The organism is Haladaptatus sp. W1 (assembly GCF_001723155.1).
Lineage (GTDB): Archaea > Halobacteriota > Halobacteria > Halobacteriales > Haladaptataceae > Haladaptatus > Haladaptatus paucihalophilus.
In genome coordinates this window covers 16,579-42,173 of sequence record NZ_MEIH01000369.1, presented here as the reverse complement: position 1 = coordinate 42,173, position 25,595 = coordinate 16,579, and the positions used below count along the sequence as shown (strand labels likewise).

The following is a 25,595-nucleotide window of genomic DNA, read 5'->3' as shown; positions in this document are numbered from 1 at the left end:
GCGGTTTGCACACCGCAACGGAATTTCGTTTGTGATTCCCCAACGAGTATACGCTGAACTCGGGGGAGCACCTACTCGAAGTACACCAGGTCAGACACCGATCAACAGTGCGATCGACGCCGGGGTGGGACGGTCGCTGACGAACTCGATTATACAAACGGTGCTGTCGCAGCGTGATGGACAGCGTTCGGCGGTTCATTGCACAGGCGTCGAATCGAAGCGAGGACCAGATCGAGAAGGCAGACACAGCACTTGCAGGCGTTGCAATGCAGCTCCTCGATAGCAGTAACGCGGCGTCTGTCACCGTTGTCACGACAGACACCGATGCGGGCAAAGGTGTGGTGAGAGCAATTGAAGCTCAAGGATTTGAAGGACAAATTGAATTCAAAAACGGATTCGATTTGATCGAAGAGATCACATAATCGAGGAGCTTCACAACGCATCGAAAAACTAGAAACGTCTGCAGCCACGGCACAAGCCCATCGAGAGACGATTACTTGCAAGACGCAGTCCTGCAACGAGTGAGTCAATGAACTCGAAGACTACCACACCGAGGCGGTGAAAGAGCGTGCCTAGGATCGACAGAAACTCGGTGGTCTCGAAGAGACGACCGAGACCATGGAATCAGACATTGACGATCTCACCAAAGCAGAGGAGAAGAATAGTCGGGTCCGGGCGTCAGTCTCGCGTATAATCAATCTCGTGCGCGATTACGAGACCGAAGAGAGTGTTGACGACGACTCGCCGAACCTCGCCGCGGAAGCAACCAATGCAGGTCGCCAGCTCTTCGAGACAATTCAGCGTTCGGAACAGAATACAGAGCTCGTGAACTTCCGCGAGAAGCGCGCCGAGAGCCAACAGGTCGAAGACAAGTATCTCGATGTTCTCAAGCACGCGAAGAACGTCGCCAAGACGAACGACGTGATGGTCGCACGGTTAGGATATCGAGAGGTCGCGACCCACTACGGGTGTGCGTACAAGAACGATGGCTACCGTGTCATGGAGGAAATGGCTGAGCGCGTTCCTGGTGTGACCTACAAGGAATCCCGAACGCTATGTGTGGACGATGCAATGGGCGTCGGTGGTCACCACATCGAGATCACGTTTGCCCATCCCGACCTCGCTGGGTGGATGCGCGCCCACGAAGCGAACACGGAGGGAACTAACCACGAAGAGCAGGTTATAGCGTTGTAATCACGGGGATTCGAAGAACCCCCTCTCGAACCACACCACCACAAGAGATTCACACCGCACTGCCGGTGACACATGGTGGTAGTAATCGGTTGGTTACGGTGGAGTGCGTCTATTTCTGCGTCTATTTCTGCGAAATGGAGGGGGTCGCGTTCGCGATCCCCCTCTATTACAACGGTGTAATCAGCATCTAGTGCTTCGTAACTTCACCGCAGATCCTATAGAGCGAGTCTACAAACGCGGATGCTAATGATAGCACCAAAATCAGAAGAGATAGTCGGATGAAAGTCAAAACGACACCAATTCGTATACCCGAATGGAAGTAGTCGGTCCATTATATCAAACAGGAAATTCCTTCGAAGCGGTACCGAGTACCTTCAGTTGGTGAAAGCCCTCACCAACTGGTGTTGCTTTGAGTAAAACCACTGTTCAAACGCTCTCTCAACAAAAGGGGATAATTCTACTCTGATAACATTGGCCGTAGAGAGCTGCTACCCGGAAACAGCAGCGAGATAACAATGCCGAAGAAGAGTGACTAGGCTGTCAAATGGTGTTCTCTGTATCGTTGGACTCAACCGTCGCTCGCCGAGGAGAGTGGCATGAAGGTATTCACTGAACAACTGAACGATTCAATGAACCGAACTGAACTATCCCAGGATCAGGTGTTCGAGTTATTGAAGAACATGCGACGACGATATGCAGTTCACTATCTGCGACGAGAAAATCGCGCTGTCGATTTTTCCGATGTGACCGACCACGTTGCTGCCTGGGAATACAATACGTCGCCAACAGATCTCCTCAGTAAACAACGAAAACGGGTCTACATTTCGCTGTACCAGACCCACATTCCGGCACTTGCCGATGCTGGGATCATTGACTACAACCCAGAGACCGGGAAAATTCGGCCGACGAACCGTATACGAGTATTCGATGACTATCTAAACGTATTCACCAAACCGACGCTTCCCTGGGACCGTTATTATCTAGGGCTCGCACTGGGGAGCGGACTTCTATTCGTGAGTATCTGGATCCGATTCTATCCAGTGGCCATGCTATCCTGGTACGTAGTCATACTTGGCGTCATGGCTGCATACGGGATGGTGGCGGCGATTCACTATTGGTACACGCAGAGTACAATCCCAGAAACTCCACCAGAACTCCACGCTACCGACGGTTAGAAGCGATCACAAAAACAGCGGTTATTCTAAAGTTGAAGATAGAAATAAATCATGGATTAGAGCGACAGGCAAGTCGGTGGTGCTTGTAGCATCTCGAATGTCATCACCTTCTATGAGCCCATGTAGGGGGCCACTCTTTTTAGCCAGACGAGTGTCTGACGAATTTATTTATGGCCGGCAGCCGAGAGATCTCTCAATGAATCAGGATTTTCTCGATATGAATTCGGTCAGCATCGAATTCACAGCCGAGGAGCTCGAGCAAATCGATGACATCGCATTTGCTCACCATCGAGAGAACCGTGATGCGGCGATACGTGATCTTCTCGATCAGTGGTTGAAAACTCGTGATAAGTAATCCACGTACGTAGCTGGGAAGTCATGAACCGCCAAGCTCAATGATTTCGGCTGGTTCATAGGTAGAACACGTCTATTCGGTGACTGCCAGCGTCGTTCCTCAATATCGATCCTCGTAAATCAGGCTTTCATCGTCAGCGACCCACGCCGTACTGCAGCAGCGAGTGGCCCACGCTGTCAGTCCTAGGCACCCATGATGACGAAGCACTCGAAGGAATAACCTCAAGAAAATCTTCGAGTATCGTACTAGCACGGCAGCGAACGTCCTCGTTCCGTCGATCGTATTCGACAACTCCGTAATCAGCGAGCTTGGGAAGGTGAGTATGGACGAGTGAAAGGCGTATCTATTCAGCAGGTATGCTTCATCACCTTCTTCGGCGATGTGTGTAACTATCTCATCGAGATTCGCAACGTTACTATCCTTCCGCGAAAGCCATCGGATGTCGGAATCGACCTCTTCTGTGCTCTCGATATATAGGAGAGTCGTCAGAGGGAATATTTGTCGAATCAACCGAACGACGCCAAGCTGGACTCGGTATACCGTCCTAACTCGTCCTCAATATCCGATTCACGCCACCCCAACGGCGACAACACACTCGCTGCTGCACGAACCAACAACTCCCGATAAAACCCAACATCATACGCGTCTAACTCCTCACTCGCCAACAGCACCCGCTCTCGCGACTGCTTCGCATCGTCCACCACTATATACGACACACTCTGCCCGGGCGCACGCGCCAACCCCAGTTCAGCCGCCCGCTCTAGTGCTGCCACACTCCGCGTCGATTGTGTGTAGTCCTCCCGCTTCTTCGAAACCCGATTCGTGATCACCAACTCACTTGGATCAACCGCCCCACGCTCAAGTCGATCAACCCACGACCGCAATTCCTCACAAACCGCCTCCGGATCACGATACGCATCCACCGCTCGAATCAACGCTTTCTGCGCATCGTCAATATACGACGGCGTACTCCGTTGGCGACACTCGATGCCCCGATATTTGTACTCATCTTTGCCAGCGACCTTCCCGAAGTACTTCGTCAAGGCACCAGCATCCGAATCACGCAACGGCACGAACGCGATCCAGTCGTAGTGAGCTTCATACTCAAGCCGAATTGCCACCTCCTCGGAAATCTCCGAGACAAGCTCTGAAAGCGATGTCTGTTCTTCGCCTTCGATCGGCGTCACCCACACGCTATCGACGATGCCATGCACAATCCGCCACCCGTTCTCCTCGAGCACCGCTTTCGTTTCCAACAGAATCTCGCGAGCGTACGCATTGATCGCTTCGTGGCACTCGATCCGTCCGAACTTCGCGTTCGAAAAACCCTGATAGCCGAAACATGAGACCAATATCCACTTGATGGCACTCGATTGGCCCTCCAATTCCTCACGACGATCCTCATCCTTTGTCTCCCGTATCTCGGCTTTGATCGCATCTCGATCCTCGATCAACGGCTCAAGTACATCCGGCAGATAGCCACGCTCGTCGCAAATCGAATACCCGATACCCGGCACGTCTTCCCGACCGGCATGGCACTCACAGCGAATCTTTTCCGGACTCACATTCCGCGTGACGATGATATTCGGATACAGCGAGGAGAAATCGAGTTCGTGGACGTCCTCGTGCAGGCCGACGTCCGGTGCAAAGGTGAATCCACCTCGATCGGCGTCGTGCAGCTGGCGCATCGTTTTGAATTTCTCGTGCCGCCAGGAACGCCACGGAACAAGCACGTCCCGATCCCGTGCCTCCTGAATCTGAATCCCGGTGAGAATATTCCCGATCGACGACCACGCTAACTCCTGCAGTGGTTTACCCGACTGCTCAACGAGATACAGACAGCCATCAAGGTTGGTCTGATTCCACATGAACGTATTCGAGCCATCGATGATCACTCGTCCAGGAAGATTGTACCGTGCTGGTGAGTGTCCGACTTGGCCATAGCTTTCGTAGGTTGATTCACCCGCCAACTGCTGCCAACCTGGACGTCGTCCAAGCTGGAGCTCTACGTCGAGTCGATCGGCCTGCTGAAAGAGGACGGGAATGAGGTCGCTCGTATTCAGGAAGAGTACATCCGGATCAACCGACTCAACGCGAGCCGACAGTGTTGCTAACACATCTGCACCACTCCCAGTCACCGTCTCATCGTTGATTGTGAGTTCAGTAACTTGCTCACTCGCGAGTTCTGTCTCCGAGACGGCAATCTCCATCTGAGAGAGTTCGTGTTTCGGCAATTGATCAATCTCCTCTTCAAGACAATAGCGAAACTCCCGCGAGAAATCAACGTTGTAGCAGCGATACTCACCGGGAGAGCCCCACCTACTCACCATTCGCGCCACCGAGTTGACCGCCTTGAGATCGACCACATCCACTCGGAGTATTTGCTCGGGGTCGTGCCGAAAACTCACGCGTTCATCAACCACGGCAACCTCCACAACAGAAGGATGATCACGAAGTGCAGCACGCGCTGTGGAAAAATCGCCATCACCATGCACCGACACATAGATTGTCGGTGTATACGATTCATCGACTTCCCACTCCACCCCCGACTCAGTTACCGACCACCTGAGCACGTCGCCGTCGACGGAGTCGATTTTGTACACCATGACCTCATCCCTGCCCGTTCAAATCGTCATCGACGTGATCGAGTCGGTCTTCTAAATCATCGATCTGCAGTTGCTGTTCAAGTAACATCGAGATCAAAATGGGCGTCTCGGCGAACAATAGCTTGTGGACCGTGCTGGGATCGGTATGCAACTGAGCATACTCGAAGAGTCGATCAAAGACTGCTTGATCAGTTGGTCGAAGCGCTCGGCGATACTCGTCCCATCCCGTCGTGATTTGGCTGGTTTGGCTCATTACAGGTAAACACGACAACCGAGATACTCTTAGGCAAGCCAGGGTCGCTTCCGAATATTCCAATAGATGAAATGTCGATGGAAATCAGTGTGAGTACTGGTCGTGCTGGCCACCAACTATGAAGTAAGACTCAAGGTTCTGCTACCGTCAGTTTGGAGGGAATCAGTACGTCTCTCTCCAGAACGTTCTCTCTGAGATGAGTCTCGAACAGATCCCGGAGTACCGGTCGTCAGTGGCCCAGTTGAATCGTTTCCGATTGGATTTTCCGAAAACACAGTTGCCACCAACGCTCACTTGGAGAAAGGTAAGGAAAGCCGTTGGCAGGGCTCTCACAATTAGCCAAACCTTGAGCGTCGCATGATGGCGTCGGGAAATTGCCTTGACCAGTTGTGAGAGCGCAGTTAGAGCATCGGACGGAGGCATAAAACGCGTACCGGTAACACAAATGCTGATTGTAGATACCCACAGACGAAACCGACATATCAGTCAGCCTGCTCCGATACTTGCTCAATTTTGTAGTCAATAATCGGTGAGTCGAAGCTTCCCTTCGACCTCATAGAGGTGGCCCTTCATGTAGAGCCGTTCGATGATATCCTCGGCAGCAGGGCGCTCAAGATCCTCCTTGTCGTTGAGAATCGCATACGCTTGCTCGTACGTGAGCTCTCCCGCATCCGGAAGTGCGGTTGCGAGCGCGTCGAGCGCATCCTGCGCGAGTGGGGTGAGTGGCGACGTCCCATTCGGACCCATTGCTATCTCTGGATTTGAGAGCTGTACAGGTAAGTACACGGGATACCACCTGGTAGGATGGATACCCCACTTCTCACGGTCAACTCCGAACCGAGCGCATCTTCCAAGGCGAACACTCATGGGTTAGTATATTATACTAACCACACCACCGATTAATCCACATAACGGTCCTCGAGAACACACCAGAGAAAACGTACATAGGAGTAACCCGGAGAGAGCTTCCGTACTCTTCCCGAGCAATAGACGTAAACGGTATACCGATTGAGAAACGACTAGTGGGTATGAGTGACGCTGCGAAAAAGAATCTAGAAAATATGGGCCGAGAACTGCTCAAGCAGTCGCAGCACACGCCGCTCGAAGCCCGGATGAAAGCATTCCTCGCCGAGCATCAGGCACCTGATGATCTAAAGGAAGCGCGAGAGCGAGTAGCAGCAGGAAAACCCGTCTCTGACCTTGTTTCTGAAGACCGCGACGAACGATTCTAACCACAAATGCCGTCTTACTTTTTCGATACCTCTGCCCTCGTGAAGCGTTACTACGACGAACAGGGGACAGACGTGGTCGACACGATAGTCGAACCTGCCGAGAATAACATTCTCATCACCTCACTCGCAGTCATCGAAACGGTCTCTGCGTTTCGTCGAAAGCAGAATAGAGACTCAATCTCTCGCAAGGAGGTCGATTCACTCCTTGCAGCGTTTTTCGACGAAGCCCTCGCAGATTTCCAGATCGTTCCCCTGGACGAACAGCTGTTCGACTATGCGTTTGGACTCATTCTGGAAGACAATCTTCGAACATTCGACAGTCTTCAACTCTCAGCTGCACGTGCGCTAGCGACCAAGTAAAAGATCTCACGTTCGTTTGTGCGGACAAGAAGCTCGTTGATGTTGCACAATCAAAGGAGCTTCCAGCGATCAATCCTACGACAGATGATGCCCAGTGACCGCCGAAAACAGATAGCACGAGCGCTTGCTCGCGGTGGAATGGAAGGCGTCCATGTCCTGAGCCACGAAAGCGCGGCTGAAATCCTGACACCAAAACGACGCGATCTCATCGCATCCCTCGCTGAGAATGAGGTTGCGTCGGTTCGCCATGCAATCTACCGAATACAGCCGCTCGGCCGAGTGTATCGACCACCCAGACGGTTTCCAAACAAGTAGCAGTTCGAGTCCCCCACCGGCTACTCACCGGGAAGAGCCAGCGTCATGAGTGTCGTGACAGTGCGACTGACAGTTCCGAGCCGACGAGTCAGCATCTGGATACCGTCCCCCGTCATCTGTTAGGACGGGTGTGCCAGATAAGGAGAATTGATTCACCGGACAGACATCGACTTGATGAGCCAGAACGGTCTTTATTAGACTCAACGATTTAAGTGCTTATCACGAACGAGACAAACTCGAACGAGGCGACGGGGAAACTTGTCGTGGGAACATTCTTGACACTCGATGGAGTGATGCAGGCACCAGGAGGTCCGGACGAGGACCGTGACGGTGGCTTCGACCATGGCGGGTGGTCGATCAACTACTGGGATGGAAAGATGGGCGAGATCATGGACGGTCAGTCCGCAGAGACCGACGCGCTGCTGCTCGGCATTCCGGGTTCAACCCTTTCGTATCGTCTCCGCCGAGCAGAAGCCCATCTCGCCGGATTCTACGTAAAGAATATGCCTTTTACTCAACTCCCTTAATGAGAACAGAAACGCTGATTCTCGCTCGTCCATTTGGTGTGTACCAAACGAACCCGTAAGCCACAATGAGAACTACTATCTCTAAGCGGAAGTGAACGACCCCCCGGGGTGCCATCTCAATCTCTGTAAGAGTGTTATCCGTGGCCGAGATAATTCGAGATCGTCTCTGAATCGAGTCCACATTGTTTGCACACATAGATTCCTGGTGCTTCCCACACGAGTTCATGTTTCCCGGGTGCGCACGCATCCTTGGAGTTTGGAACGTCTGTTATGTCGGATTTAGGTCATCATCCGGTCCGAATTGTACCTGTGATTTGATAATGAGCATCGTCACCTCGGAAGTGAAGGTCAATCGGGATGAGCCTATCCTGTATGAGTTCCAGAAACGTGAACCGGCGCACTTCAAACCCGAGTAGATCGTCCCCACCGCCGCCAAATATATACCGCAGGATATCAATCCCTTCTTCCTCAATGGCGTTTTTTGTCGCTTGGTTTAGTCCCTCTCGAATGCGAGGATAAAATAAGAGCTCATTCTGTGTTACACTGGACGCTCGGTATGCGTTACGACAGTGTAACGCTCGTGGGTATCCACCCGAAATCGGGTTCTCCCAGAAGAAAAGGATGAATGAGTTCACCCCTCTCGATCTCAAAGGGCCTTCTCCGACTCACCAAAACATCCAATCGTACAGTGTGTCGAAACCTATCGCGGGGGTAAGTTCCATAGCGACATTCGCGTGTTTCACTCGAGAAATTCTATGTACAGCCTGCAATATCTCAAGTCGTTCGAACTATGTTGTCGCTAAGAGGTCCTCTTTTGGTTCATAGACCTCATCTTTTGTTTCAATTCCCTATTTCGTGTTCAGCTTTCGAGCGACTCCGTCGAACTCGTCACACCCCGTCGGTTATCGCCGTTAGACCCAACCCTGCTCGCGGAGATACCCTTCCAGCTCCGTGAACTCCACGTCGTGGTTCTCGCGGAGTCCCTCGATGTCGGCCTCGTAGCCGTGTTCGTTGAACCACTCGAACATGACGGCGTACTCGTCGCCCATCTGCTCGCGGAGGTCGTCGATTGGAACGTGTTGGACTTCGACTTCGCGACCGAGCACCGCCGAGAAGACTATCGCAGCGTTCTCCAGCGTGTGTTCGTCGCCCGCGAGTTCGAACGCTTCGCCCCGGTATCGGTCGGGCTGCTCGAACGCCCGTGTGACGAACGCGCCGATGTTCTCGGCGTCGATCATCTGGAGCGAAACGCCTTCGTCCAACGCCATCGCCAACGTTCCGTCCTCGATGGAATCGCGCATCCCCTCGAAGTTCTGCATGAAGAATACCGGGCGGACGATGGTCGCCGGGAGGTCGAGTTCCCGGATCCGCTCTTCGATCTCGTACTTAGAGTCGAAGTGCGAGATACCGGTCTCGCGCTCGGCCCCGCCGACGGAACTGAAGACGAAGTGTTCGACGCCGACGTCGGCGGCGACCTCCGCGATGTTCGTCCCCTCCTGTACTTCGTTGTCGTAGCCATGCTCCCAGAAGTTGGTCACGCCAAAGACGGCATCAACATCCTCCACGAGTGGTCGTAACGTGTCCTTTTCCCCTAAGTTTCCTTCCTCTACCGTGACTCCGCGGTCGGCCAACTGCTGGGCGGCATCGCTCCCTGGATTTCGCGTCAACCCATGCACGTCGAACTCCTTGTCGCTCGCGAGCAGGTGATCGACGACGGCACCGCCCTGCGTTCCCGTCGCGCCGACAACCAGTACGCTGGTCGGTGTCGATTGTGACATAGCAAAGCATGGACGACGCACGTTTCCTTAAGTGTGAGCCACGACGGTTTTCCGTCTCGGACTGCCTCGTCTACCCACGGGTCGGTCACTACGTTCGACGCTCGCTCACCCTTCGTGACGCCGCCGGATGAGCCCCGCTTCGACGCGGACGAACTGCTCGCTGTCCCTGTCGTATCGGTCGAGGTCGACGTCGTGGTTCGCCGCGGCTTCTTCGACGGTGTCGAGCGGGTCGGGGTCGCTCTTCTCCTACACCGGGCGCAGTTCGCGGAGGAAGATGTTCACCGTCACCGGCCCGACGCCGTAGAACGCGTCGATTCGAGGTTGGAGTCGCCTATGGAACCCGTAGCACGTCGACGTCCGTAAGTCTGTGAGCTGATGTAACGTTCGAGACGATTCAGCGTTCGGAACAGAATACCGAGCTCGACTTCCGCGAGAAGCGAGCAGAGAGTGGCTGGTAGTAGTGTCAAACAAGATATCGAGAAGCGAAACGAGTCGAACAACGACAGCAAGACGGCCCAAAATTAACTCAAACAATCCAAATTGAGATTAAACGAAATAAACGACGGGGAGTACTTAATGAACTGTAGACAGTATCGAACATACCTAGAGTACCACAATGACCCTAGAAACGACCACCTGGTTTGGCTCTGCCGTAGATGCTTCTGGCCCGAGGCTATCATCCCAATACGCATTAGTCGCATCCGAGACGATCGACCCCGAAGCATCGCGTCCGGAGATTGTTACCGGCGTTGTCGACGTGCTCATGGACGTGATTGAACCGACAGTCGGCCAGACCACGCTCTCGCTGTACGAATACGTGAATCCAGATGCGCTCGAAGACATCATCGAAGCAAGTGCGTCGAAAAAGAGTGACATTGAGGTGCGATTCACGATCGAGGACTATCTCGTCACGGTTCGGAGCGACTACACCATCCTCATCTACAAACCGATCGGGACACAACGCGATACTGGTAAAAACCCATGCCCGACTAGCTGATCAAGAAAAACGTTCCATACTTGGCGATGTAGTACGACGCTTTCTTCTCCCGAGACTGACGTCGCTATTCAGACCCGTAATCAGTGAGCCGGAGCTTCCCCTCAACCTCGTAGAGATGGCCTTTTCATGTAGAGTCGTTCGATGATATCCTCGGCAGCTAGTCGTCCAAGATCCTCTTCATCGTCCAAAATCGAATAGGCGTGCTCATAGGTGAGCTCGCGCTCTTCTGGGAGATTTCTCGCGAGCGCATCAAGCGCGTCTTGGGCGATTGGGGAGAGTGGCGACTTCCCATTTGGAACCATTCGTACGCTCCAATTCACCTACCGTACAGGTAAACCCTCGGTCAGAGTCTATTCGTGCCACTACGTAGTGTGGTGTAGAAGGGGAATAAGCAGCCGATGTGGGTATATGGGTTGGGGTGAGTACGAGAACCACATCGCCTGCTGGGTTACGCTGACTGCATGCAACGCTTGGTACCCGACGGATAAAGTCTTCAGCCAACCAGAGCGAAAGTGAAACTGAAAACACCGGAGGGGATTTGCGGCACCAACGCTTCTCACCAATAACGCTGAGTCGTAGGTACATCCGCTAGGGCGAATCTTCTTGGGTTAGTATGATATACTAACCACCAATGCCTAATAAAATCAAACGGTCCGGCGATGGCTTGGCTCTCCAGGTCACAAAGCCTGCTCGAGCCGCTGGGCTCGTTGAAGAGACTGATGACGAACCCACTCGTCTTGCGAACATTCGCGTGTTCGCTTTCGACGGTCTCCTTCTCGTCGTCGACATCGACCGCATCACCGACGAGAACATGGTCGAACTCGCGACATCAGCCGCGCTCGACACCGTCTCGATCCACCGCGTTACAAACGCTTCACTCCATATCGCAGGGAATGGCTATCAAGTCCAACTGCCGGGTGCTGCAGATGCAGGATTCAACGTCGGTGATCGAGCGCCCTGCACATCAGCGCCAAATCTGCTCGTGATTGCAACAGAGGGATCCAAACGAGTGGCAGCGGATATCGCGACGATTCGAAAAGAGCAGGTGTAAACAGTCCATCCCGCAAATACGAAGTTTCGACCGCCACTCGAAAGGATAGCTACGCAGACCCGTCGCGAAAGCGCTCAATCGGCACTGAGGAGACCTCATCATAATCGTCCCCCCACCAACAAGGAGCGTTGCGTCGAGATGAGTTGCGGTCGCAAGTGCGAACGAATCGCCAAGAGCGGGATTGTACTCGAGAATATAGTCGGAAGCATCCATCCATACCTGATCGACATTGACTGGTTCGATGCCAAGGTCGTCGAGCCACTCTATATATTCGTCAGCAGTCGGTCGGTCGTACTTCCGAGCGAGTGTATACCGAACTTCGGTGAGATTCACACAACTGGCGTATCCAGCAGTATTCTCGGCAGCAACAGCATTGAGATACTCTTCTACAGTTTTGCTTCCCGGTTCATCGTCAGCATGGGCGATCAACGGCTCGGCATCGAAAACAACGCGGTCAGGTATCATCACTCGTTCTCAGATGAAAACTGGGCTTCGCGCTCGTCTCGGTCTTGTTCGCGTTTCTTACGAAGAAGTTCTGTTGCCGGAGTGTCGGTCCTTGCATCACTTCGCGTAGCGAAGCCCCGCATTTCACTGGGTGAGCGGACGTGTTCAACGATGACAGTGCCATCGTCGGTCTCCCGGAACAGAACCTTTCCCGGGGCATCGATTCCGAGCTTGTCGCGGAACCGTTTGGGGATCGTAGCCTGTCCGTGTTTTGTCACGGCGACGACCTCCTTTTCAGAGTCGCTTAGTTGTTCTGATTTACTCATTATTCATAGGTAAGCCTTTCTCCTAGAGCAGACATCGATACGAGATCACTGGAAGACAAAGAAAATCGGCGAACTACTCGAAATACCTGTTACTCGTCTTCAATGCTGAGCAGATCCGCCAACTCATCTAAATCTCGAGATTCTACATCACCCAGCTGAGCCATACCTAGTTCAAGCAGTGGCACGAGGAAATCACGACTCTTCTCCAGGTCGATCCCACGCTTTCGGCCGAACCGATACTCCAAGTCTAACCACGTGCCATGGAGTTGTTCATACTGGTCGGGTCGAAGATAGACCATTTGACTCTCTCGTCGTCAGTTTCCGACGCTTATTCGCCTGTGCGTCTTTATCGCCTATACGCCTATTCGTTGTAGACGCCTGTTCATCATCACCGCCTATTTGACTATTCGCCTGTGCGTCTTCATTATCTGTCTGCCCATTCGTTCCAGACGCCTGTTCGTCTATCTGACTATCCGCCTGTTCATTAGTCTCATCGTCTGAGTTTCCCCACCGGCCAGACAACTCCTCGGCACGATTATCAGTCATTCAGCAGCCCTCCCTTCGAGATCCGCAGCAATGTCATCGAACACACCCTCCATATCACACTCTTCATCGTGTTCGAAAATCGTTCGACCGGCCATCTGGGCACGTTGGAGGACCACTCGCTTCCGGAGTTCGTAGACAGGAACGAGTTCCCCAAACACCGTATCAAACCACTCGATCATCTCATTACTAACCCCATCTTGGCGGACGTCATTAGCGACGACCCCAACGGGCTGAATACTAGCTTCGGGAAACAGCATTTCGAGCGAGTCGATTTGATCGCGTAGGAGTTCGACAGCTCGTTTACTCGTTCCCTTGGTTTCCGCCGGAATCAGCACACGCCCGGTAGCAAGAAGAGCGTTGTCAGTAAGTGCACCCAGTCCAGGGGACAATCGATGACGATGAAGTCATAGTCAGTGGAAAGATTGTCGAGGGCCATCCCTACCCGTCGTTCTCCACCTTGTGCATTCTGCAGATTCGTTTCGGTGTTCTTCGATGTGAGAGCCACATTACTGGGAATGACGTCAAACTCGGGGGCTTCTCGAACTAGTTCGTCAGTCCGAGAAATTTTGTCGAGGTCGAGAAGCACGTCATGGAGTGTGAGTCCATCAGCGTCGTACGCGTCAGGGATACCGACTGATTCGGTTGCATAGCCCTGCGGATCGAGGTCGACGAGGAGCACCTTGTTGCCTCGATTGGCAAGTGCGCCCGCTAAATTGACAGCAACAGTCGTTTTGCCGGTGCCACCCTTCTGGTTTGATACGCTGACACTATACGTCATGAATAGGCGTCTGTACGGAATTGATAAATAGGTGCGTCAGACGCCTATCCGAATATTCGACTATTCGAATTTGTGAATATGCGCATATTCAACCGAACAGACCGTCAGGGTTGGGAATGTGCAAGAGTTAGTATGATATACTAACAAACGGATGCGGTTCTTGGCTATGAGAAACGGAGCTTCGATACAAGCCACCACTTGGGCGTAGTGAAGCGTTCGCAGTGCCGTGAGGTGTCGAGGCGGTCCGTCCAGTGGGTGAACGTTTGCCCGTGATCCGCGTCGCCGAACTCGTGGTACTGCCACGCGTGAATGAGTTCGTTCCGAACGATCGAACTCGTCGGTGGAGACTGTGTACTGGTGGTCTGCGAGGTTCTCGTGGCTCTCGTTGGTGACCTCGATGAGTCTAGGGGCATCACGACGTCGAAAGAGAATTGGTCGGCCTGTGCGCGGTTCTGTGCTGTCTCGGTTCGTTCTGGCGAGACGTTACCGGGTGTTATGAGAACGACGGGAACTCAACTATGTCGAATCGAATGTTGGCAGACGGGACATTGCCGATCATCCCCATCAATCACACAATTCGTTGCATTTCCAGTCCATCCACATTCAGGACACTGAGCGATATCAGTAGACATCTCTGCTTAGGCTAAGCGCTCCTCCATCAATTACCTTGGTGTGAAGATACTACTAAGTAGCTACGCCTGCAAATAAGCCCTCCAATCTGTCCGGATTATCGAGGTGTGTCGGTATCACTAGGTGCGTTTAACAATCCTCTAGTCAACGGACGAATTCCCACTGTGCGTATTGCTGTGCCGTCTCGTTGATCAAGTATTAGGGCGGGTGACACCGTCGCGGTCTTCGGTAGCGGCCTATGGTCTTACTAGTGACTCGTGATTTAGGGAAAATCCAACCAAATATAAAATAATATGTGTATTGTTGTGTCTATCATTTTTAGTTTGTAGAAGACCAAAAATGATGTTTGATGGCACGACTACGCGTTGACTCCGAGCCCAGCGAAGTACCGCTTGAATGTGTCGGCTTCGATGGCGAACACACCATCCGAGTTGGACAGGTCAATGGACTTCCAAGCACCGTCTTCTAAGTATTGATACCTTCCACCAATGACGCCAACAGTCGCTTCGTGTTGCCCCCACGGGTTCCGAAGCACCATGTAACGTGTGCCGCTCCGATACATCCATCCGAGGACAGTGTAGGCATGGTTAGCAACGATTTTCGCAGAGCCGTAGTCGATTCTATCCGGCGCGGCGCTGGCAGATGGATACGTCCACGCGACCATCGGATTGAATGTCTTGCCACCACGGGAGTTGCCACGGACGATGTCCCAGAGTTGGTCGCCGCTGCGCGTCTTCGTTCCATAGTACTTCCGTCCCGACCCGGCTAGTTCCGCACAAGCTCGGACAGGATCTCCGCCAGCGATCGCTGGGATTTCGGGTTTGTCGTCGGTTGCGCCGGTCTTCCATATCGCGTATGCTTTCTCGTAGACTGCTGGCCAAACCTCACCGTCTTTCTGGTGATGTTCCGCGGAACGAGCGTAGATGAAGTTGTTCGATCCTTCACGGAGGGGGATTCGTTCACTCGCCACCGCATACTTCGACGAGTTTCCGTCGAAGAACCTGAAGAGCGATCTGTGGTCGCTAGTGTCGGCGTACACCGTGTGACGGAGCAGCGACGGTTTCGTCCACGCCACCGCCGAAAGCGCCGCGATGAAATAACAGTCACCCACTGCTCCTTGAACCGGGTCGAATTGTTCGGCACCCTGTTTGAATATTTCACCGGCGTCTATCCAGTCGATACCTGCTGGTTCCCAGCCAACATCGAGCGGCCGTTCAAGATCAGTCGGCTCCGGAGCGTCTGATTCCAGGAGAGTTGGGGCGGTCGTTCCGGACGTCAGGTCGGTAATGTCGACGTCCATGTCGGTCATGTTACCATCGTGTTTGTCGTCTACCCCACTTGACTCTGCGAAATCCGCGGTGCCTTTCACTTCAACACCACCATCCATGGCAACTGAGTCGTCTTTGTCTTTCTTTCCTGATCCGACGATGAGTGTTCGAACCTCTGATGGGAGAGTGGCGATAGATCCCGACACCGAGTCATCCCGATCTGTCGAAACTTCGACGTCCGGGGAGAGCTCGTCTTCCTCGTCATCAGTTTCAGATGCCCTTCGTTCGATGGTACCGTCTTCGGTGACGGTGATGTTGGGATATAGTGGTGAGTCGAATTTCGGGTCGAATAGTTCCTCGTAGGGCGTTCCAAGGTTTTCTTCGAGGAATTGTTCGACATCGTCGATTTCACTCCACTCTATTTTCTCGTCTTTGATGAGTTCAGCCAGTGCGTACGGGTTACCGACTCCGATTTTTTCCGCTTCTGCAATTATTTTTTTGTCGCTCATTTTTCTGCACCGCAGTAGAGATATAGGACATAATTAATAATAATATTATCTATTTGCTATTTAATCGTAGACAACACAATGGTTTTCGAACGGCCGGGAGAACTATATGGTATGGCAGAATTCAGACCTAAAATTTATTTGTTAATTTGAAAGTGCTTGAACAATCAACCGTTACGTATGTAAGAACACATTCGTGTGGAAGATACTCTCCGAGCGTGAAATCGTCTCACATTCACAATAGTCACGTCGACGTTCTTCCGGTGCTTACGCACTCACAATATTGATTGTGGTCAAATTTAACTCGTACCCGTTCGATGTTTGTACTTCGTGTTTTGCCGCCATCCGCGACCTGGTACTCACAGGAGGGTTGACATTGACCTCTTCCCGCGCCTAAAGTCGTCCCTAGAACGCGAAGCGTTCTGGTGTGTGAACGAGACGCAACGCGTCTCGTCAACGCGGGATCCCACCATGGGATTTCAGGCCGTCCGAGACGACCCTAAGATTTCAAGACGCATACGTCCCAAGCGTCTCCTGCTGGGTATCAGCATCGGCGTGGATGTCTTGCGGGACAGTCAAACGTCCCCCATCCTCAGCCGAGTTGTCGCCATCCATGTGTTCTCTTGAATGGCTCTCTCCGCTGAGGTAGCGGTCTGCGATAGTGAGCGCGGCGTTGACATCCGCTTGGTACTCCGAAACCCAACACTCCGAGTTGGAACACGTGAACGTCACTTAATCAGGGCGATACCCCCGTTCTCCGCAACAGTGGCACGTCTTCGAAGTGTACGCGGGATTCACCGTCTCCACATGAATCCCTTTCTCAGCCGCCTTGTAGCGAATCTGAGCGTGCATCTTCGCAAATCCCCATCCATGAAGACGGCGATTCATGAGCGTCTCGTTGCTGTGAAGTACGTCTCATGGAGTTGTCGGATTCGTTTGCCTTTATCGTTCCAAAGGTTGGGTGTAGTCGGGGTGCCGCGCTCGTCACGGTGACACACCGTTACTAAAGAGGCTTCCCCGATGTCTACCCCAATCCGCGCCTCCGCCGAACTGGATTCGTTTTGTTCCTCTACACCTCGCGTGGCGACGATGTGGAAGTACCAACCGCCGTCTCGGTCAAACAACCGGCACTCGCACATCGTCGCGTCTCCCGCGTACAACGCTTCGAGCCACTCTCGCTGTTCGGGATTCTGTTGCGCGGGAAGCCACCGAGTCCGAAACAGTCGTCTGTCTCGGTATCGTTCGTCCTCCGACGGGAATGCGTTGAGTGTCCCGTCGTCGGTCGCGTTCTCGACGGCCATGTGTTTGCAGTAGGCGGTGCGGTGGACGTGATGCGGACACGTGCAGGCCATCAGCTCAGCGGTTGGACTGTCGACTGTCTTGTTTTGAATATCTGGAATATCTGAGATGAGTTGGTCGCTCGGAACACCCGTGAGATAGTCGATTGTTCGTTCAGACTGCTCGTAGAGCCGCTGAAGATGGCGAACACGTTCTTTGGATCGGTCTGTCTGTTCTGTTTCAGGAGCGTCTTTCAAGGCTACTTCGGCGTTTTCCAACCCCCCGTTGCAAAGTGCGGATCTCCCAACGACCTTGCTGTTCGAGAAATTCGCGTATGATCGTCCAGAAGTCCGTCTCTGGCTCATAGTACACCCTTCGGCCCTCGCCTGGAAGCGAACGGCGATGAACTAGATGATGTTGTTCGAGCGTTTGCATAGCGTTGCTCACGGTGGACTTCGCATATCCCGAGTCTTCGGCCAAATCGTCGAGTGATCGAATTTCGCCTGAAAAATGTAATATTCCGTACAATCGGCCGTAAATCCGATTGAATCCGTATATTTCGCCTGTTCACGCCATCGCATCTGGAACTTCTGTCTTCGCTTCTTCGTACGCGTCTTCTATCATTGGAACAAGCTATGTTGCGATACAGAAATATACTATCGATACGACATTCACTATATGGTGGATTTTACAAACAATACGGCAGAGAAGACACAGCAAAAGGAAGGGAATATAATCATCTGCGGAGCAGGAATCGCTGGTCTCACGTTAGCATGGTGGATGGAACGAAACGGGTGGGATGTTCTTGTTATTGAAATCGCGCCAGAATTGCGTACCGGAGGGTATTTGATCGATTTCATGGGCGCTGGATATGATGTTGCAGAACGGATGGATCTGTTACATCAGATCAAGAAGGCGGAACAGCCAATTCCGGAAGTTGTTAACGTGAATGAAGATGGTGATCGAGTGTCAGAGATGGACTATGAGTTGTTCCGGGAAGTCGAGAATGGGCGTCTGTTGTCACTGATGCACGGGGACTTGGAGCAAAAACTATACGATGCGCTCTCTGACGAAGTCGAGATTCGCTACGATCTTACCATCGATGAAGTGGAACAAGATGATCAAGGGTTGGAGATTATACTTTCGGACGGAACACGTGAGAGAGCAGACCTACTTGTGGGGGCTGACGGTATTCATTCTCGTGTACGCGACTTAGTCTTCGGTGAGGAGAGTCGATATCTACGCTATATGGGATATCAGACGGCATCATTTATCTTTGAGGACGAGGAGGTCCGCAAGAAACTGGGGGGACAGTGTCAAATGCTGACCGTACCACGCCGTACAGTCGGGGTGTACCCGCTACAAAATGGGAAGCTTGCTACGTTTTTGGTGCATCAAACATCGGATGAAGAACGACCTGCGTCGCCTTGTGATACATTGAAACGACAATACGGGGACCTCGATTGGATTGTTTCCGGGATTCTCAAGCATTGTGATGAAGTGGACAGCATCTATTACGATCAGGTTGCTCAGATTGAGATCCCTCATTGGAGTCGAGGACGTGTGGCATTAGTGGGAGATGCGTGCGGAGCCCCTTCCTTATTGGCTGGACAGGGTGCGTCTTTAGCAATGGCGGGTGCCTATGTATTAGCTCAGAAACTTTGTGAAGAGGATCCAATTGAAGATTGTCTCTCTCAGTATGAAGAATATATGATGCCAGAAGTCCAGAAAAAGCAAGCCGACGGGCGAAGAACCGCAAAGTGGCTTTTTCCCTCAAGTCAGTGGTATATTACAGTCCGTAATCTCGGTCTCAAACTAGCTCGTATCCCTGGTGGATCTCGCCTTCTCAAGCCAGTTCTTGGATCAGGTACAGAAAGCATTGTGAAGAAGGTGTGATATTAACGAGAACAACAGGTGAACGGAGGTTAGTTCGGCAGTTCTTTGCGACCCTCCCGAACACACGATCAACAGGGAAAACCACCGAGGCCGTCGCAGTCTTCGGGTTCGGTATCATTGTCGTCCTCCAACGGGAAAGCCTCAAGCGAGCCGTCATCAGTTGCTTGTTCGACGGCGGCCATGTGTCTGCAGACAGCGTTTCGGTGGACGTGGTGCAGGCGAGTGCACGTTATCGCGTCTTCGGTCACGTCGTCGATGGAGATGGTGTACTATTGGGCTGCGGGGTTCTCGTGACTTTCATTAGTGATGCCGATAAGTCCAGGGGCATCGACATTGGAGAAGAAGTGTTCGGTCTATGCCGTCTCAAATTGTTCTATGTCGGTATATTTTATTTTTTAGTTAAATTATATAGTATTGAGAAGGTAACATGTCGTAGGTGAAAAGCCGTTGGTTTCTCTGACAGAGCGACCTCGAGCTAGTGATGTTGATTCCTACTGAACATTGACAAAGGACTTAACAAACGATACCACTTGATTCAGATATGGTAGAGATACTCTTTCTCATTGGACTTACTGTCGCAATTTTCGTGGGCTTCAATGTTGGTGGTTCGAATACGGGAGTTGCTTTCGGTCCCGCAGTTGGAAGCTATACGATCTCAAAGGTCGGGGCTGCATCTCTCATGAGCATCTGTGCTCTTATTGGCGGGTGGACAGTTGGTCGCAATGTCATCAATACAATGGGTGGTGAAATTGTTCCGAGTCGATTTTTCACTCTGGAAGCGAGTATTGCAATTCTCTTTTTTATTGGATTGGCGTTGTTCCTCTCAAATATCGTCGGTGTCCCTGCCTCGACTTCGATGACTGGTGTTGGCACGATTGCTGGACTCGGCCTTGCAACTGATGCACTGAACGTAGGAGTGATGTGGCGAATTGTTTCGTGGTGGCTCGTCTCCCCGGTGATTGCCTTTTGGGTGAGTGCCATTATTGGTCGATACTGGTACCCAATCCTTCTTGATTGGTTTGCAATCACGCAAAGCAAAGGTACATTGCTTCAGATTGATCGCTCGGGATGGATTGTCCGACCGACACTCGGCCCGAATACAACCATGCGAGAATTCATTGGTACTCTCTTGGTTATCATCGTCGGCTGTTATACAGCATTCTCGGCAGGTGCATCGAATATGGCGAACGCAATTGCTCCACTCGTCGGCAGCGGTGTCATTGAAATGAACTCTGGTATTTTGATTGCGGGGAGTGCTATTGCAGTCGGGGCATTTACCATTGCTCGACGAACTCTCGATACGATGGGAAATGAACTGACTGATATGCCTCTGCTTGCAGCATTGATCGTCGCACTCGTGAGTTCCACCCTCATCACTGTCCTTTCAGCACTCGGGATTCCGGCTAGCATCGTCATTGTTTCCACGATGAGTATTGTCGGTCTTGGGTGGGGCCGTGCCACACGCGTGAAAGAGTCTGTTCGCCGCTCTACAATGATCGAGGAGGGTCCACTGGGGGTCTCTGGTGGCGCACTTGCTGTAGATTCAACAGACACACCAACAATTGATAAAACCGAATCTGAAGAGATCCACCACTCATCGACTAGTGAACAGGAAAGCAGTCAACATCCAGATATTAATTCACTATATAAACCGTGGACTACTGCCCGTGTTATCGCCATGCAGAATATTGTTCCAGGATTTTCAACAGTCTCTGCGTATCTGTTATTCGAGTTCGTTCCTCTATTCGGTTAGTCTGGCTTCCGGATTTGGCAGCCAAATTTCCCTTGATTTCGAACGATGGGATTCGAACGGTACCGGTCGATAGAGGGGCGTGATTTGTAGAATTCTTTTCAGAGTTGAAAGTATAAGTTGGTGGGAAGCTCTGTCTCACATGCACGATTTTTAATCACCGGCTCGAACTCGAAAGATGCGACGCTCAAATCGTACCAGTATACGGCTCATCAACTTGCGGCGACCGTCGAAGCGTATGGTCAGCATCTCTACACCCGATACACATTCAAACTCTCGGGGCTCTCTGATGCTGAGCGCAACCTCGTAAAGAAAGCTATCGGGAAATGCGGATATAACTTCGACCGCGGTTGATCGCCGTCTGATGCGTTCTGGTCCCTTATCAAAATCTTCCAGCAGCATGAGGCGGTCGCTGATAGGAAGGAGTGTGTGACTGGGGATTATCTCACCACATACGATGGGCAGGTCTATTGGGTTGAATTGGAAAATGGGAACGACTTTGCGTGGAAAAAACGACAACGGAGGAGTAGAATGGCGTAGTCACATCGCTCGCAATAAGATAGTCACCAACCAGATAGAACTGAAAATACAGAGGTTAGTATGATCTGCTAACTTACTACAGGTCAAAATCTGAAGCAAGAGTGAGAGAACAGACGCTACAGAACACTGCAACTCGAGAAGGATCTTCCTCGTAACTATTCATTATCGCGAGAACCACGTAAACGAGAATCGGTCAGTGACTATCACCCTCTTCGATGCGAAATGGCCCAACACACCCACCACAACTATAATGCTTGGAGTTACGGACCGTCTTTGAACATCGATAGTTGGCAATCCGACCGCCGCAATCCTCGCAGATGAGCCACCACTTGCGTGCAGTGAAGCGTTTGCAGTGTTGCAAAGTATCGAGGGCGTCCGTCCAGCGGGTGAACGTTGGGCCGTGATCCGCCTTGCCGAACTCGTGGTACTGCCACGCGTGAATGAGTTCACGCTGAACGGTTTCGCTGAATTGCTCCCAGCCGTGGTGTTCGTAAGCCGTCCAGGTCAGCGCGATTGTGATTGCCTCTGTTGCAGGGTCGTACTTCGTGACGCCTCCCTGTCGTTGTGCCCGATGTGAGACCTCCCAGCCGATCGTTTCGACAGGTAGGTCAGGGAAATGCTCGGTGGCAACGTCGGCTGCGTGCTGTCGTGCTCGGTCGAGGAGGGCTGTCGGGGTCTCCGGTGTATCGTCGGTTGCAGCTTCCGCGCTTTCCGCAAGCGTTCGCTAGTCGGTGATCTCCGAGAACGTCAATTGGCGTGCCATGGATAAAAACAGCTGAAGCGGTGGTTCGTTCGGTAGTTCTGTCCGTCCCGTTCGTACGCACGGCCAGCACGGGAAACCACCGAGACCGTCACAGTCGCAGTTGTCTAGTTCGGCATCGTCGTCGTCCTCGAACGGGAATGCGTCGAGCGTCCCGTCGTCGGTTGCGTTCTCGACGGCGGCCATGTGTTTGCAGTAGGCGGTGCGGTGAACGTGATGTGGGCACGTGCACGCCTTCAGTTTGTGCGTCACGTCGTCGATAGAGACTGTCGACTGGTGGGCTGCGGGATTCTCGTGGCTCTCGTTGGTAGCTTTTATCTGGCCGACTTCAACATTGATACGTAGAACTATCAGAAATTAATATCCGAGGAATTCGTTGAGTGTACTAAATTCATCGGGAGAGAGGATGACTTCGGCGGTCAGCTCATCAATCCGATCAAAATCGTCGTCTAATGTGAGTATTGTTTCGGCTCCTTCCTCAATAGCAACTTGAGCATAGTATCCATCCCAGCCATTGATATTCATTTCACCGGCACACTCGAAGCCAGCCCGAATAGTGTCTTCAGCGAGTTCCTCGCACCAATAAATCCGCTTTGCGTCCATGAATCGTTGCATGAGCGCAGACGCCTTGTCGTTCGAGAAACCATAAACAGATGAGAGGATGTGATGAGCACCAATAAGAGATGCATACGGGACGATTGCCTGAATCTCTCCAGCAATTGCTTGTCGAACGTAGGTGAGCGCTACATCGCTAACTGGTGTCCCTGCATGTGCGAGTGCAGTTACTCCAACATCGAATAGGTATGGTTCATCACTCATCGCTCGTCTCTTCGCTATCTGCTTGCCGTCGAATAATGTCGACGTGGCGCTTCGCTTCGACATCTAGCTCATCATATTCGGATTGATCTCTGTCTGCTGCGGCATCTTCGATGATAGTTTCGAGATCAGTGATGATTTGATCGGGATTGTCCTCTGGTTCGATGACTGCCTTGCCGTCTTCTTCGTGGATTTCGACTTCGGTACCAGGTGTAATTCCGAGACGTCGGCGGACGTTTTGTGGGAGAACAATTCGTCCCTTTGAGTCTACTTTGCTCATGCTCCCACTTACGGTGGGAATCAATTTAATCATTTTGACTCCCATGGTGTTTTCACTATCCTCGTCGAGAGTCACTACCAACGAAACGGATGTCTGAGTCGGATTAGTTCGGCAGTTCTTTTCGTCCCGTTCGTACGCACGGCCAGCACGGGAAGCCACCGAGACCGTCACAGTCGCAGTCACAGTCTTCGGGTTCGGTATCATTGTCGTCCTCCGAAGGGAAGACCTCGACCGTTCTGTCGTCGGTTGCGGTTTCGACGGCAGCCATGTGCTTGCAGAAGGTGTTCCGATGGACGTGGTGCGGGCACATGCAGGCCATCAGTTCTTTCGTGACGTCATCGATGGCAACAGTGTACTGGTGGGCTGCGGGCTTGTCGTGGCTCTCGTTGCTGACGTCAACGAGTCCGGGGGCATCGACGTCGAAGGCGAATTGGTCGGCCTGTGCGCGTTGCTGTGCCGTCTCGTCAGTTTCAGGATTGGCGAGTAATTCGAGTCTTCAGAGCTCCACGTTTTACTCCGATTCAATGTCTGCGGAGACTGCGCTCCCTACGGACACCGTTGTGTCTGCACAGCGCGTCGTCGAAACAGGAAGCCTCGTCCGCAGCGAGGCCGTCAGGCCGAGCAGGGCGCGGGGTAGTTCACACGGTTGCCAGCTCGTTATCGCACGTGCTGTGACTTCCTTAATCCTGCGTCCCGATAACACAGTGGAAATTTCGGACAGGCGTAACTCGACTAAGCGGTTTAAAGCAAAATCTCACGACAGAAACCGCGATCAGTTGGGACCGAGATGATTCTTTAGAACAAACTCGTACAAACACATAGTCCCCCCAAAATCTCTGCCGAACCTCCACTCGTTTTAATTCTATTCAATTATTGTCGAGATCAATGTTCGAAGATATCAGATATCACCACTGTGGCGAGTGGTCTCGATTTGACCGCGATACACGTCAACGAGTCGCTTGGAGAGGTTCGATCGGTCAGCCAGCGCGTATCCCCGCTGTCCGAACATTTTCCGCAGGGTTCCTTCATCTATTTCGTCGCCAATTCCAATGCCGATGACAGCGACGTCGTGATGGCGACGGGCCTCTCGAACCTGTTCTTTCGCGTCCGTCACCGCGTCTTCGCGATTCGGCGTCGTCCCATTGAGCGGAATGTTCGGTTTCCCGTCTGTGATCACAATGAGTATCCGCTCCCGGCTGTTCTTGTTCTGGAGAAGATCACGGACGTCCTCAATTCCCGAGGCAGTCGGTGTATCGTCCATCTCGCTAATAGCATTCAAGTGATGCCACTGGAGCTCTTCGTTGGGGGCCGTTACAAGCGGTGTTTCAATCCGGTTCCCGTTCTCTCTATCGGTTCCGAATCCGCTGGCAACCATATTATCGCCGATTACGGAGGTGGCTCTGAAGAGTGCGCCCAGGGCGACCTTCGCCTCGAAAATATCCATACTCCTGCTCAGGTCGATCGCGACACCGACTGTTCGATCACTGGCATTGGATTGCTGCCGCTGACGAAACACATCCTGTTGGTACGGTGTACCAGCACGCTGGCGTACGGCCGCTCGGACGTCGAGACGCTCGCCACACCACCCTCTCCGCTCGACGGTGTGTGTTCCAAACGCAGAGAACGCCTCCTCAATCTCTCGGGTGAGTCCCCGTCTGTCGAGTTCAGTCCTGACGTCTGATGCGTTGCTCTGCGTCGATGCCCGCGCGTCACGAGTGGCTCTCCGCACTGTGATGTCGTTCTCTGCGAGTCGTTCAGTCCGCTGGATGTCCCGCCCCCAACCTGTGGTGTTCACGTCTGACTGTCCGTCTGAATGGTGACTACACCGGTACCATTCAGCAGCCGTGCCTTCGTTCGCCATGCTCGTCATCGCGTTTATCATCGCCGCGGTCTCCTGCTCTACGCCGTCGCCCGCCTCGAGTTTGTTTCCATCT

General features: G+C 52.5%; 28 protein-coding genes and 3 pseudogenes. 13 read left to right on the top strand and 18 right to left on the bottom strand.

The window, feature by feature from the left end; all coding sequences use genetic code 11:
• From BG842_RS33315 to BG842_RS22065, 3 genes and pseudogenes are all read left to right on the top strand, one after another.
• A pseudogene (locus BG842_RS33315) lies at window positions 1-422 on the top strand (hypothetical protein); the annotation flags it as partial.
• 196 nt (window positions 423-618) lie between these two features.
• Complete coding sequence (locus BG842_RS22070; protein WP_254663389.1) at window positions 619-1,194, top strand: hypothetical protein; 576 nt, start codon at window positions 619-621, stop codon at window positions 1,192-1,194.
• Between the two features lie 596 nt (window positions 1,195-1,790).
• The gene (locus tag BG842_RS22065; RefSeq protein ID WP_254663388.1) at window positions 1,791-2,369 is read left to right on the top strand and encodes a hypothetical protein; all 579 of its coding nucleotides are present in this window, start codon (window positions 1,791-1,793) and stop codon (window positions 2,367-2,369) included.
• An 861-nt stretch (window positions 2,370-3,230) separates the two neighbouring features.
• Here the strand turns inward: BG842_RS22065 and BG842_RS22050 are convergent.
• From BG842_RS22050 to BG842_RS22040, 3 genes are all read right to left on the bottom strand, one after another.
• The gene (locus BG842_RS22050) at window positions 3,231-5,330 is read right to left on the bottom strand and encodes a type B DNA-directed DNA polymerase (protein WP_069452472.1); all 2,100 of its coding nucleotides are present in this window, start codon (window positions 5,328-5,330) and stop codon (window positions 3,231-3,233) included.
• A gap of 4 nt (window positions 5,331-5,334) precedes the next feature.
• A complete protein-coding gene (locus tag BG842_RS30300) occupies window positions 5,335-5,583 on the bottom strand; it encodes a hypothetical protein (protein ID WP_069452471.1) in 249 nt (82 codons plus the stop codon).
• A 519-nt stretch (window positions 5,584-6,102) separates the two neighbouring features.
• Window positions 6,103-6,330: a hypothetical protein gene (locus BG842_RS22040; RefSeq protein WP_069452470.1), complete on the bottom strand. Its 228-nt coding sequence runs from the start codon at window positions 6,328-6,330 to the stop codon at window positions 6,103-6,105.
• A gap of 281 nt (window positions 6,331-6,611) precedes the next feature.
• Between BG842_RS22040 and BG842_RS22035 the strand changes: the two genes are divergently transcribed.
• The 3 genes from BG842_RS22035 (at window position 6,612) to BG842_RS32145 (ending at window position 8,017) form a co-directional block, all read left to right on the top strand.
• Window positions 6,612-6,815: a hypothetical protein gene (locus tag BG842_RS22035; protein ID WP_069452469.1), complete on the top strand. Its 204-nt coding sequence runs from the start codon at window positions 6,612-6,614 to the stop codon at window positions 6,813-6,815.
• Window positions 6,816-6,887: 72 nt separating this feature from the next.
• Complete coding sequence (locus BG842_RS32150; RefSeq protein ID WP_254663387.1) at window positions 6,888-7,175, top strand: type II toxin-antitoxin system VapC family toxin; 288 nt, start codon at window positions 6,888-6,890, stop codon at window positions 7,173-7,175.
• A 527-nt stretch (window positions 7,176-7,702) separates the two neighbouring features.
• Window positions 7,703-8,017: a hypothetical protein gene (locus BG842_RS32145; protein WP_069452467.1), complete on the top strand. Its 315-nt coding sequence runs from the start codon at window positions 7,703-7,705 to the stop codon at window positions 8,015-8,017.
• A 911-nt stretch (window positions 8,018-8,928) separates the two neighbouring features.
• On the opposite strand, the gene BG842_RS22015 is transcribed toward BG842_RS32145, so the two are convergent.
• On the bottom strand, window positions 8,929-9,795 hold the full coding sequence (locus BG842_RS22015; protein WP_069452465.1) for an NmrA/HSCARG family protein: 867 nt from the start codon (window positions 9,793-9,795) through the stop codon (window positions 8,929-8,931).
• Between the two features lie 8 nt (window positions 9,796-9,803).
• Between BG842_RS22015 and BG842_RS32620 the strand changes: the two genes are divergently transcribed.
• The 3 genes from BG842_RS32620 to BG842_RS22005 all read left to right on the top strand — a co-directional run bounded on the left by BG842_RS32620 (window position 9,804) and on the right by BG842_RS22005 (window position 10,792).
• Window positions 9,804-9,926: a hypothetical protein gene (locus BG842_RS32620; protein WP_256388565.1), complete on the top strand. Its 123-nt coding sequence runs from the start codon at window positions 9,804-9,806 to the stop codon at window positions 9,924-9,926.
• The gene (locus tag BG842_RS30290) at window positions 9,923-10,099 is read left to right on the top strand and encodes a hypothetical protein (protein WP_175424248.1); all 177 of its coding nucleotides are present in this window, start codon (window positions 9,923-9,925) and stop codon (window positions 10,097-10,099) included. The genes BG842_RS32620 and BG842_RS30290 overlap by 4 nt, the downstream gene beginning before the upstream one ends.
• A gap of 312 nt (window positions 10,100-10,411) precedes the next feature.
• On the top strand, window positions 10,412-10,792 hold the full coding sequence (locus BG842_RS22005; RefSeq protein WP_069452463.1) for a HalOD1 output domain-containing protein: 381 nt from the start codon (window positions 10,412-10,414) through the stop codon (window positions 10,790-10,792).
• A gap of 101 nt (window positions 10,793-10,893) precedes the next feature.
• Here BG842_RS22005 and BG842_RS22000 read toward each other — a convergent pair whose 3' ends face one another.
• Complete coding sequence (locus BG842_RS22000; protein WP_254663386.1) at window positions 10,894-11,094, bottom strand: hypothetical protein; 201 nt, start codon at window positions 11,092-11,094, stop codon at window positions 10,894-10,896.
• A gap of 329 nt (window positions 11,095-11,423) precedes the next feature.
• Between BG842_RS22000 and BG842_RS21995 the strand changes: the two genes are divergently transcribed.
• Window positions 11,424-11,843, top strand: a complete 420-nt coding sequence (locus BG842_RS21995; RefSeq protein ID WP_069452462.1) for a hypothetical protein — start codon at window positions 11,424-11,426, stop codon at window positions 11,841-11,843.
• On the opposite strand, the gene BG842_RS28200 is transcribed toward BG842_RS21995, so the two are convergent.
• The 7 genes and pseudogenes from BG842_RS28200 to BG842_RS33310 all read right to left on the bottom strand — a co-directional run bounded on the left by BG842_RS28200 (window position 11,757) and on the right by BG842_RS33310 (window position 18,066).
• Window positions 11,757-12,308 (bottom strand): PIN domain-containing protein, encoded by a 552-nt coding sequence (locus BG842_RS28200; RefSeq protein WP_254663385.1) that lies wholly within the window; start codon window positions 12,306-12,308, stop codon window positions 11,757-11,759. The genes BG842_RS21995 and BG842_RS28200 overlap by 87 nt on opposite strands.
• Entirely contained in the window at window positions 12,308-12,613 is a 306-nt protein-coding gene (locus BG842_RS21990; RefSeq protein WP_069452461.1) for an AbrB/MazE/SpoVT family DNA-binding domain-containing protein, read from the bottom strand. The genes BG842_RS28200 and BG842_RS21990 overlap by 1 nt, the downstream gene beginning before the upstream one ends.
• A gap of 542 nt (window positions 12,614-13,155) precedes the next feature.
• The gene (locus tag BG842_RS32840) at window positions 13,156-13,494 is read right to left on the bottom strand and encodes a hypothetical protein (protein ID WP_342764824.1); all 339 of its coding nucleotides are present in this window, start codon (window positions 13,492-13,494) and stop codon (window positions 13,156-13,158) included.
• Window positions 13,488-13,937 (bottom strand): AAA family ATPase, encoded by a 450-nt coding sequence (locus tag BG842_RS32835; protein WP_342764823.1) that lies wholly within the window; start codon window positions 13,935-13,937, stop codon window positions 13,488-13,490. The genes BG842_RS32840 and BG842_RS32835 overlap by 7 nt, the downstream gene beginning before the upstream one ends.
• Window positions 13,938-14,925: 988 nt before the next feature.
• Window positions 14,926-16,344, bottom strand: coding sequence for a C2 family cysteine protease (locus BG842_RS21975; RefSeq protein ID WP_069452459.1), 1,419 nt, complete (start codon window positions 16,342-16,344; stop codon window positions 14,926-14,928).
• Between the two features lie 504 nt (window positions 16,345-16,848).
• Window positions 16,849-17,549 (bottom strand): annotated as a pseudogene (locus BG842_RS28190) (zinc ribbon domain-containing protein); the annotation flags it as partial.
• A 310-nt stretch (window positions 17,550-17,859) separates the two neighbouring features.
• Window positions 17,860-18,066, bottom strand: coding sequence for a hypothetical protein (locus BG842_RS33310; RefSeq protein ID WP_394327495.1), 207 nt, complete (start codon window positions 18,064-18,066; stop codon window positions 17,860-17,862).
• A 231-nt stretch (window positions 18,067-18,297) separates the two neighbouring features.
• On the opposite strand from BG842_RS33310, the gene BG842_RS21960 reads away from it, so the two are divergent.
• Window positions 18,298-19,515, top strand: a complete 1,218-nt coding sequence (locus BG842_RS21960) for an FAD-dependent monooxygenase (RefSeq protein WP_069452456.1) — start codon at window positions 18,298-18,300, stop codon at window positions 19,513-19,515.
• Window positions 19,516-20,056: 541 nt separating this feature from the next.
• Window positions 20,057-21,268: an inorganic phosphate transporter gene (locus tag BG842_RS21950; protein ID WP_069452454.1), complete on the top strand. Its 1,212-nt coding sequence runs from the start codon at window positions 20,057-20,059 to the stop codon at window positions 21,266-21,268.
• 730 nt (window positions 21,269-21,998) lie between these two features.
• Here the strand turns inward: BG842_RS21950 and BG842_RS28180 are convergent.
• The 5 genes and pseudogenes from BG842_RS28180 to BG842_RS30280 form a co-directional block, all read right to left on the bottom strand.
• Window positions 21,999-22,427: pseudogene (locus BG842_RS28180) on the bottom strand (SprT-like domain-containing protein); the annotation flags it as partial.
• Window positions 22,428-22,529: 102 nt separating this feature from the next.
• Window positions 22,530-22,817, bottom strand: a complete 288-nt coding sequence (locus BG842_RS32140) for an SWIM zinc finger family protein (RefSeq protein WP_139136232.1) — start codon at window positions 22,815-22,817, stop codon at window positions 22,530-22,532.
• Window positions 22,818-22,922: 105 nt separating this feature from the next.
• A complete protein-coding gene (locus BG842_RS30285) occupies window positions 22,923-23,384 on the bottom strand; it encodes a type II toxin-antitoxin system VapC family toxin (RefSeq protein WP_175424247.1) in 462 nt (153 codons plus the stop codon).
• The gene (locus tag BG842_RS21935; protein ID WP_069452477.1) at window positions 23,377-23,661 is read right to left on the bottom strand and encodes an AbrB/MazE/SpoVT family DNA-binding domain-containing protein; all 285 of its coding nucleotides are present in this window, start codon (window positions 23,659-23,661) and stop codon (window positions 23,377-23,379) included. The genes BG842_RS30285 and BG842_RS21935 overlap by 8 nt, the downstream gene beginning before the upstream one ends.
• A gap of 103 nt (window positions 23,662-23,764) precedes the next feature.
• Complete coding sequence (locus BG842_RS30280) at window positions 23,765-23,929, bottom strand: hypothetical protein (protein ID WP_175424246.1); 165 nt, start codon at window positions 23,927-23,929, stop codon at window positions 23,765-23,767.
• On the opposite strand from BG842_RS30280, the gene BG842_RS21930 reads away from it, so the two are divergent.
• Window positions 23,930-24,148 carry a hypothetical protein gene (locus BG842_RS21930; protein ID WP_069452452.1) on the top strand — a complete coding sequence of 73 codons (219 nt, stop codon included), beginning with the start codon at window positions 23,930-23,932 and terminating at the stop codon, window positions 24,146-24,148.
• A gap of 411 nt (window positions 24,149-24,559) precedes the next feature.
• Here the strand turns inward: BG842_RS21930 and BG842_RS21925 are convergent, their stop codons facing one another.
• Entirely contained in the window at window positions 24,560-25,543 is a 984-nt protein-coding gene (locus BG842_RS21925; RefSeq protein ID WP_069452451.1) for a VWA domain-containing protein, read from the bottom strand.
• Between the last annotated feature and the right edge of the window lie 52 nt (window positions 25,544-25,595).

What these genes read in the sequence shown, in the direction of transcription:
- BG842_RS21975 (WP_069452459.1), bottom strand. Translation starts at nt 16,344, where the DNA reads ATGAGCGACAAAAAAATAATTGCAGAAGCGGAAAAAATCGGAGTCGGT.
- BG842_RS22050 (WP_069452472.1), bottom strand. Translation starts at nt 5,330, where the DNA reads ATGGTGTACAAAATCGACTCCGTCGACGGCGACGTGCTCAGGTGGTCG.
- BG842_RS30290 (WP_175424248.1), top strand. Translation starts at nt 9,923, where the DNA reads ATGAGCCCCGCTTCGACGCGGACGAACTGCTCGCTGTCCCTGTCGTAT.
- BG842_RS21990 (WP_069452461.1), bottom strand. Translation starts at nt 12,613, where the DNA reads ATGAGTAAATCAGAACAACTAAGCGACTCTGAAAAGGAGGTCGTCGCC.
- BG842_RS21950 (WP_069452454.1), top strand. Translation starts at nt 20,057, where the DNA reads ATGGTAGAGATACTCTTTCTCATTGGACTTACTGTCGCAATTTTCGTG.
- BG842_RS22015 (WP_069452465.1), bottom strand. Translation starts at nt 9,795, where the DNA reads ATGTCACAATCGACACCGACCAGCGTACTGGTTGTCGGCGCGACGGGA.
- BG842_RS30280 (WP_175424246.1), bottom strand. Translation starts at nt 23,929, where the DNA reads ATGGCTGCCGTCGAAACCGCAACCGACGACAGAACGGTCGAGGTCTTC.
- BG842_RS32620 (WP_256388565.1), top strand. Translation starts at nt 9,804, where the DNA reads ATGGACGACGCACGTTTCCTTAAGTGTGAGCCACGACGGTTTTCCGTC.
- BG842_RS21960 (WP_069452456.1), top strand. Translation starts at nt 18,298, where the DNA reads ATGGTGGATTTTACAAACAATACGGCAGAGAAGACACAGCAAAAGGAA.
- BG842_RS30285 (WP_175424247.1), bottom strand. Translation starts at nt 23,384, where the DNA reads ATGAGTGATGAACCATACCTATTCGATGTTGGAGTAACTGCACTCGCA.
- BG842_RS22065 (WP_254663388.1), top strand. Translation starts at nt 1,791, where the DNA reads ATGAAGGTATTCACTGAACAACTGAACGATTCAATGAACCGAACTGAA.
- BG842_RS21995 (WP_069452462.1), top strand. Translation starts at nt 11,424, where the DNA reads ATGCCTAATAAAATCAAACGGTCCGGCGATGGCTTGGCTCTCCAGGTC.
- BG842_RS30300 (WP_069452471.1), bottom strand. Translation starts at nt 5,583, where the DNA reads ATGAGCCAAACCAGCCAAATCACGACGGGATGGGACGAGTATCGCCGA.
- BG842_RS22005 (WP_069452463.1), top strand. Translation starts at nt 10,412, where the DNA reads ATGACCCTAGAAACGACCACCTGGTTTGGCTCTGCCGTAGATGCTTCT.
- BG842_RS22070 (WP_254663389.1), top strand. Translation starts at nt 619, where the DNA reads ATGGAATCAGACATTGACGATCTCACCAAAGCAGAGGAGAAGAATAGT.
- BG842_RS28200 (WP_254663385.1), bottom strand. Translation starts at nt 12,308, where the DNA reads ATGATACCTGACCGCGTTGTTTTCGATGCCGAGCCGTTGATCGCCCAT.
- BG842_RS21925 (WP_069452451.1), bottom strand. Translation starts at nt 25,543, where the DNA reads ATGATAAACGCGATGACGAGCATGGCGAACGAAGGCACGGCTGCTGAA.
- BG842_RS32835 (WP_342764823.1), bottom strand. Translation starts at nt 13,937, where the DNA reads ATGACGTATAGTGTCAGCGTATCAAACCAGAAGGGTGGCACCGGCAAA.
- BG842_RS22035 (WP_069452469.1), top strand. Translation starts at nt 6,612, where the DNA reads ATGAGTGACGCTGCGAAAAAGAATCTAGAAAATATGGGCCGAGAACTG.
- BG842_RS21935 (WP_069452477.1), bottom strand. Translation starts at nt 23,661, where the DNA reads ATGAGCAAAGTAGACTCAAAGGGACGAATTGTTCTCCCACAAAACGTC.
- BG842_RS22000 (WP_254663386.1), bottom strand. Translation starts at nt 11,094, where the DNA reads ATGGTTCCAAATGGGAAGTCGCCACTCTCCCCAATCGCCCAAGACGCG.
- BG842_RS22040 (WP_069452470.1), bottom strand. Translation starts at nt 6,330, where the DNA reads ATGGGTCCGAATGGGACGTCGCCACTCACCCCACTCGCGCAGGATGCG.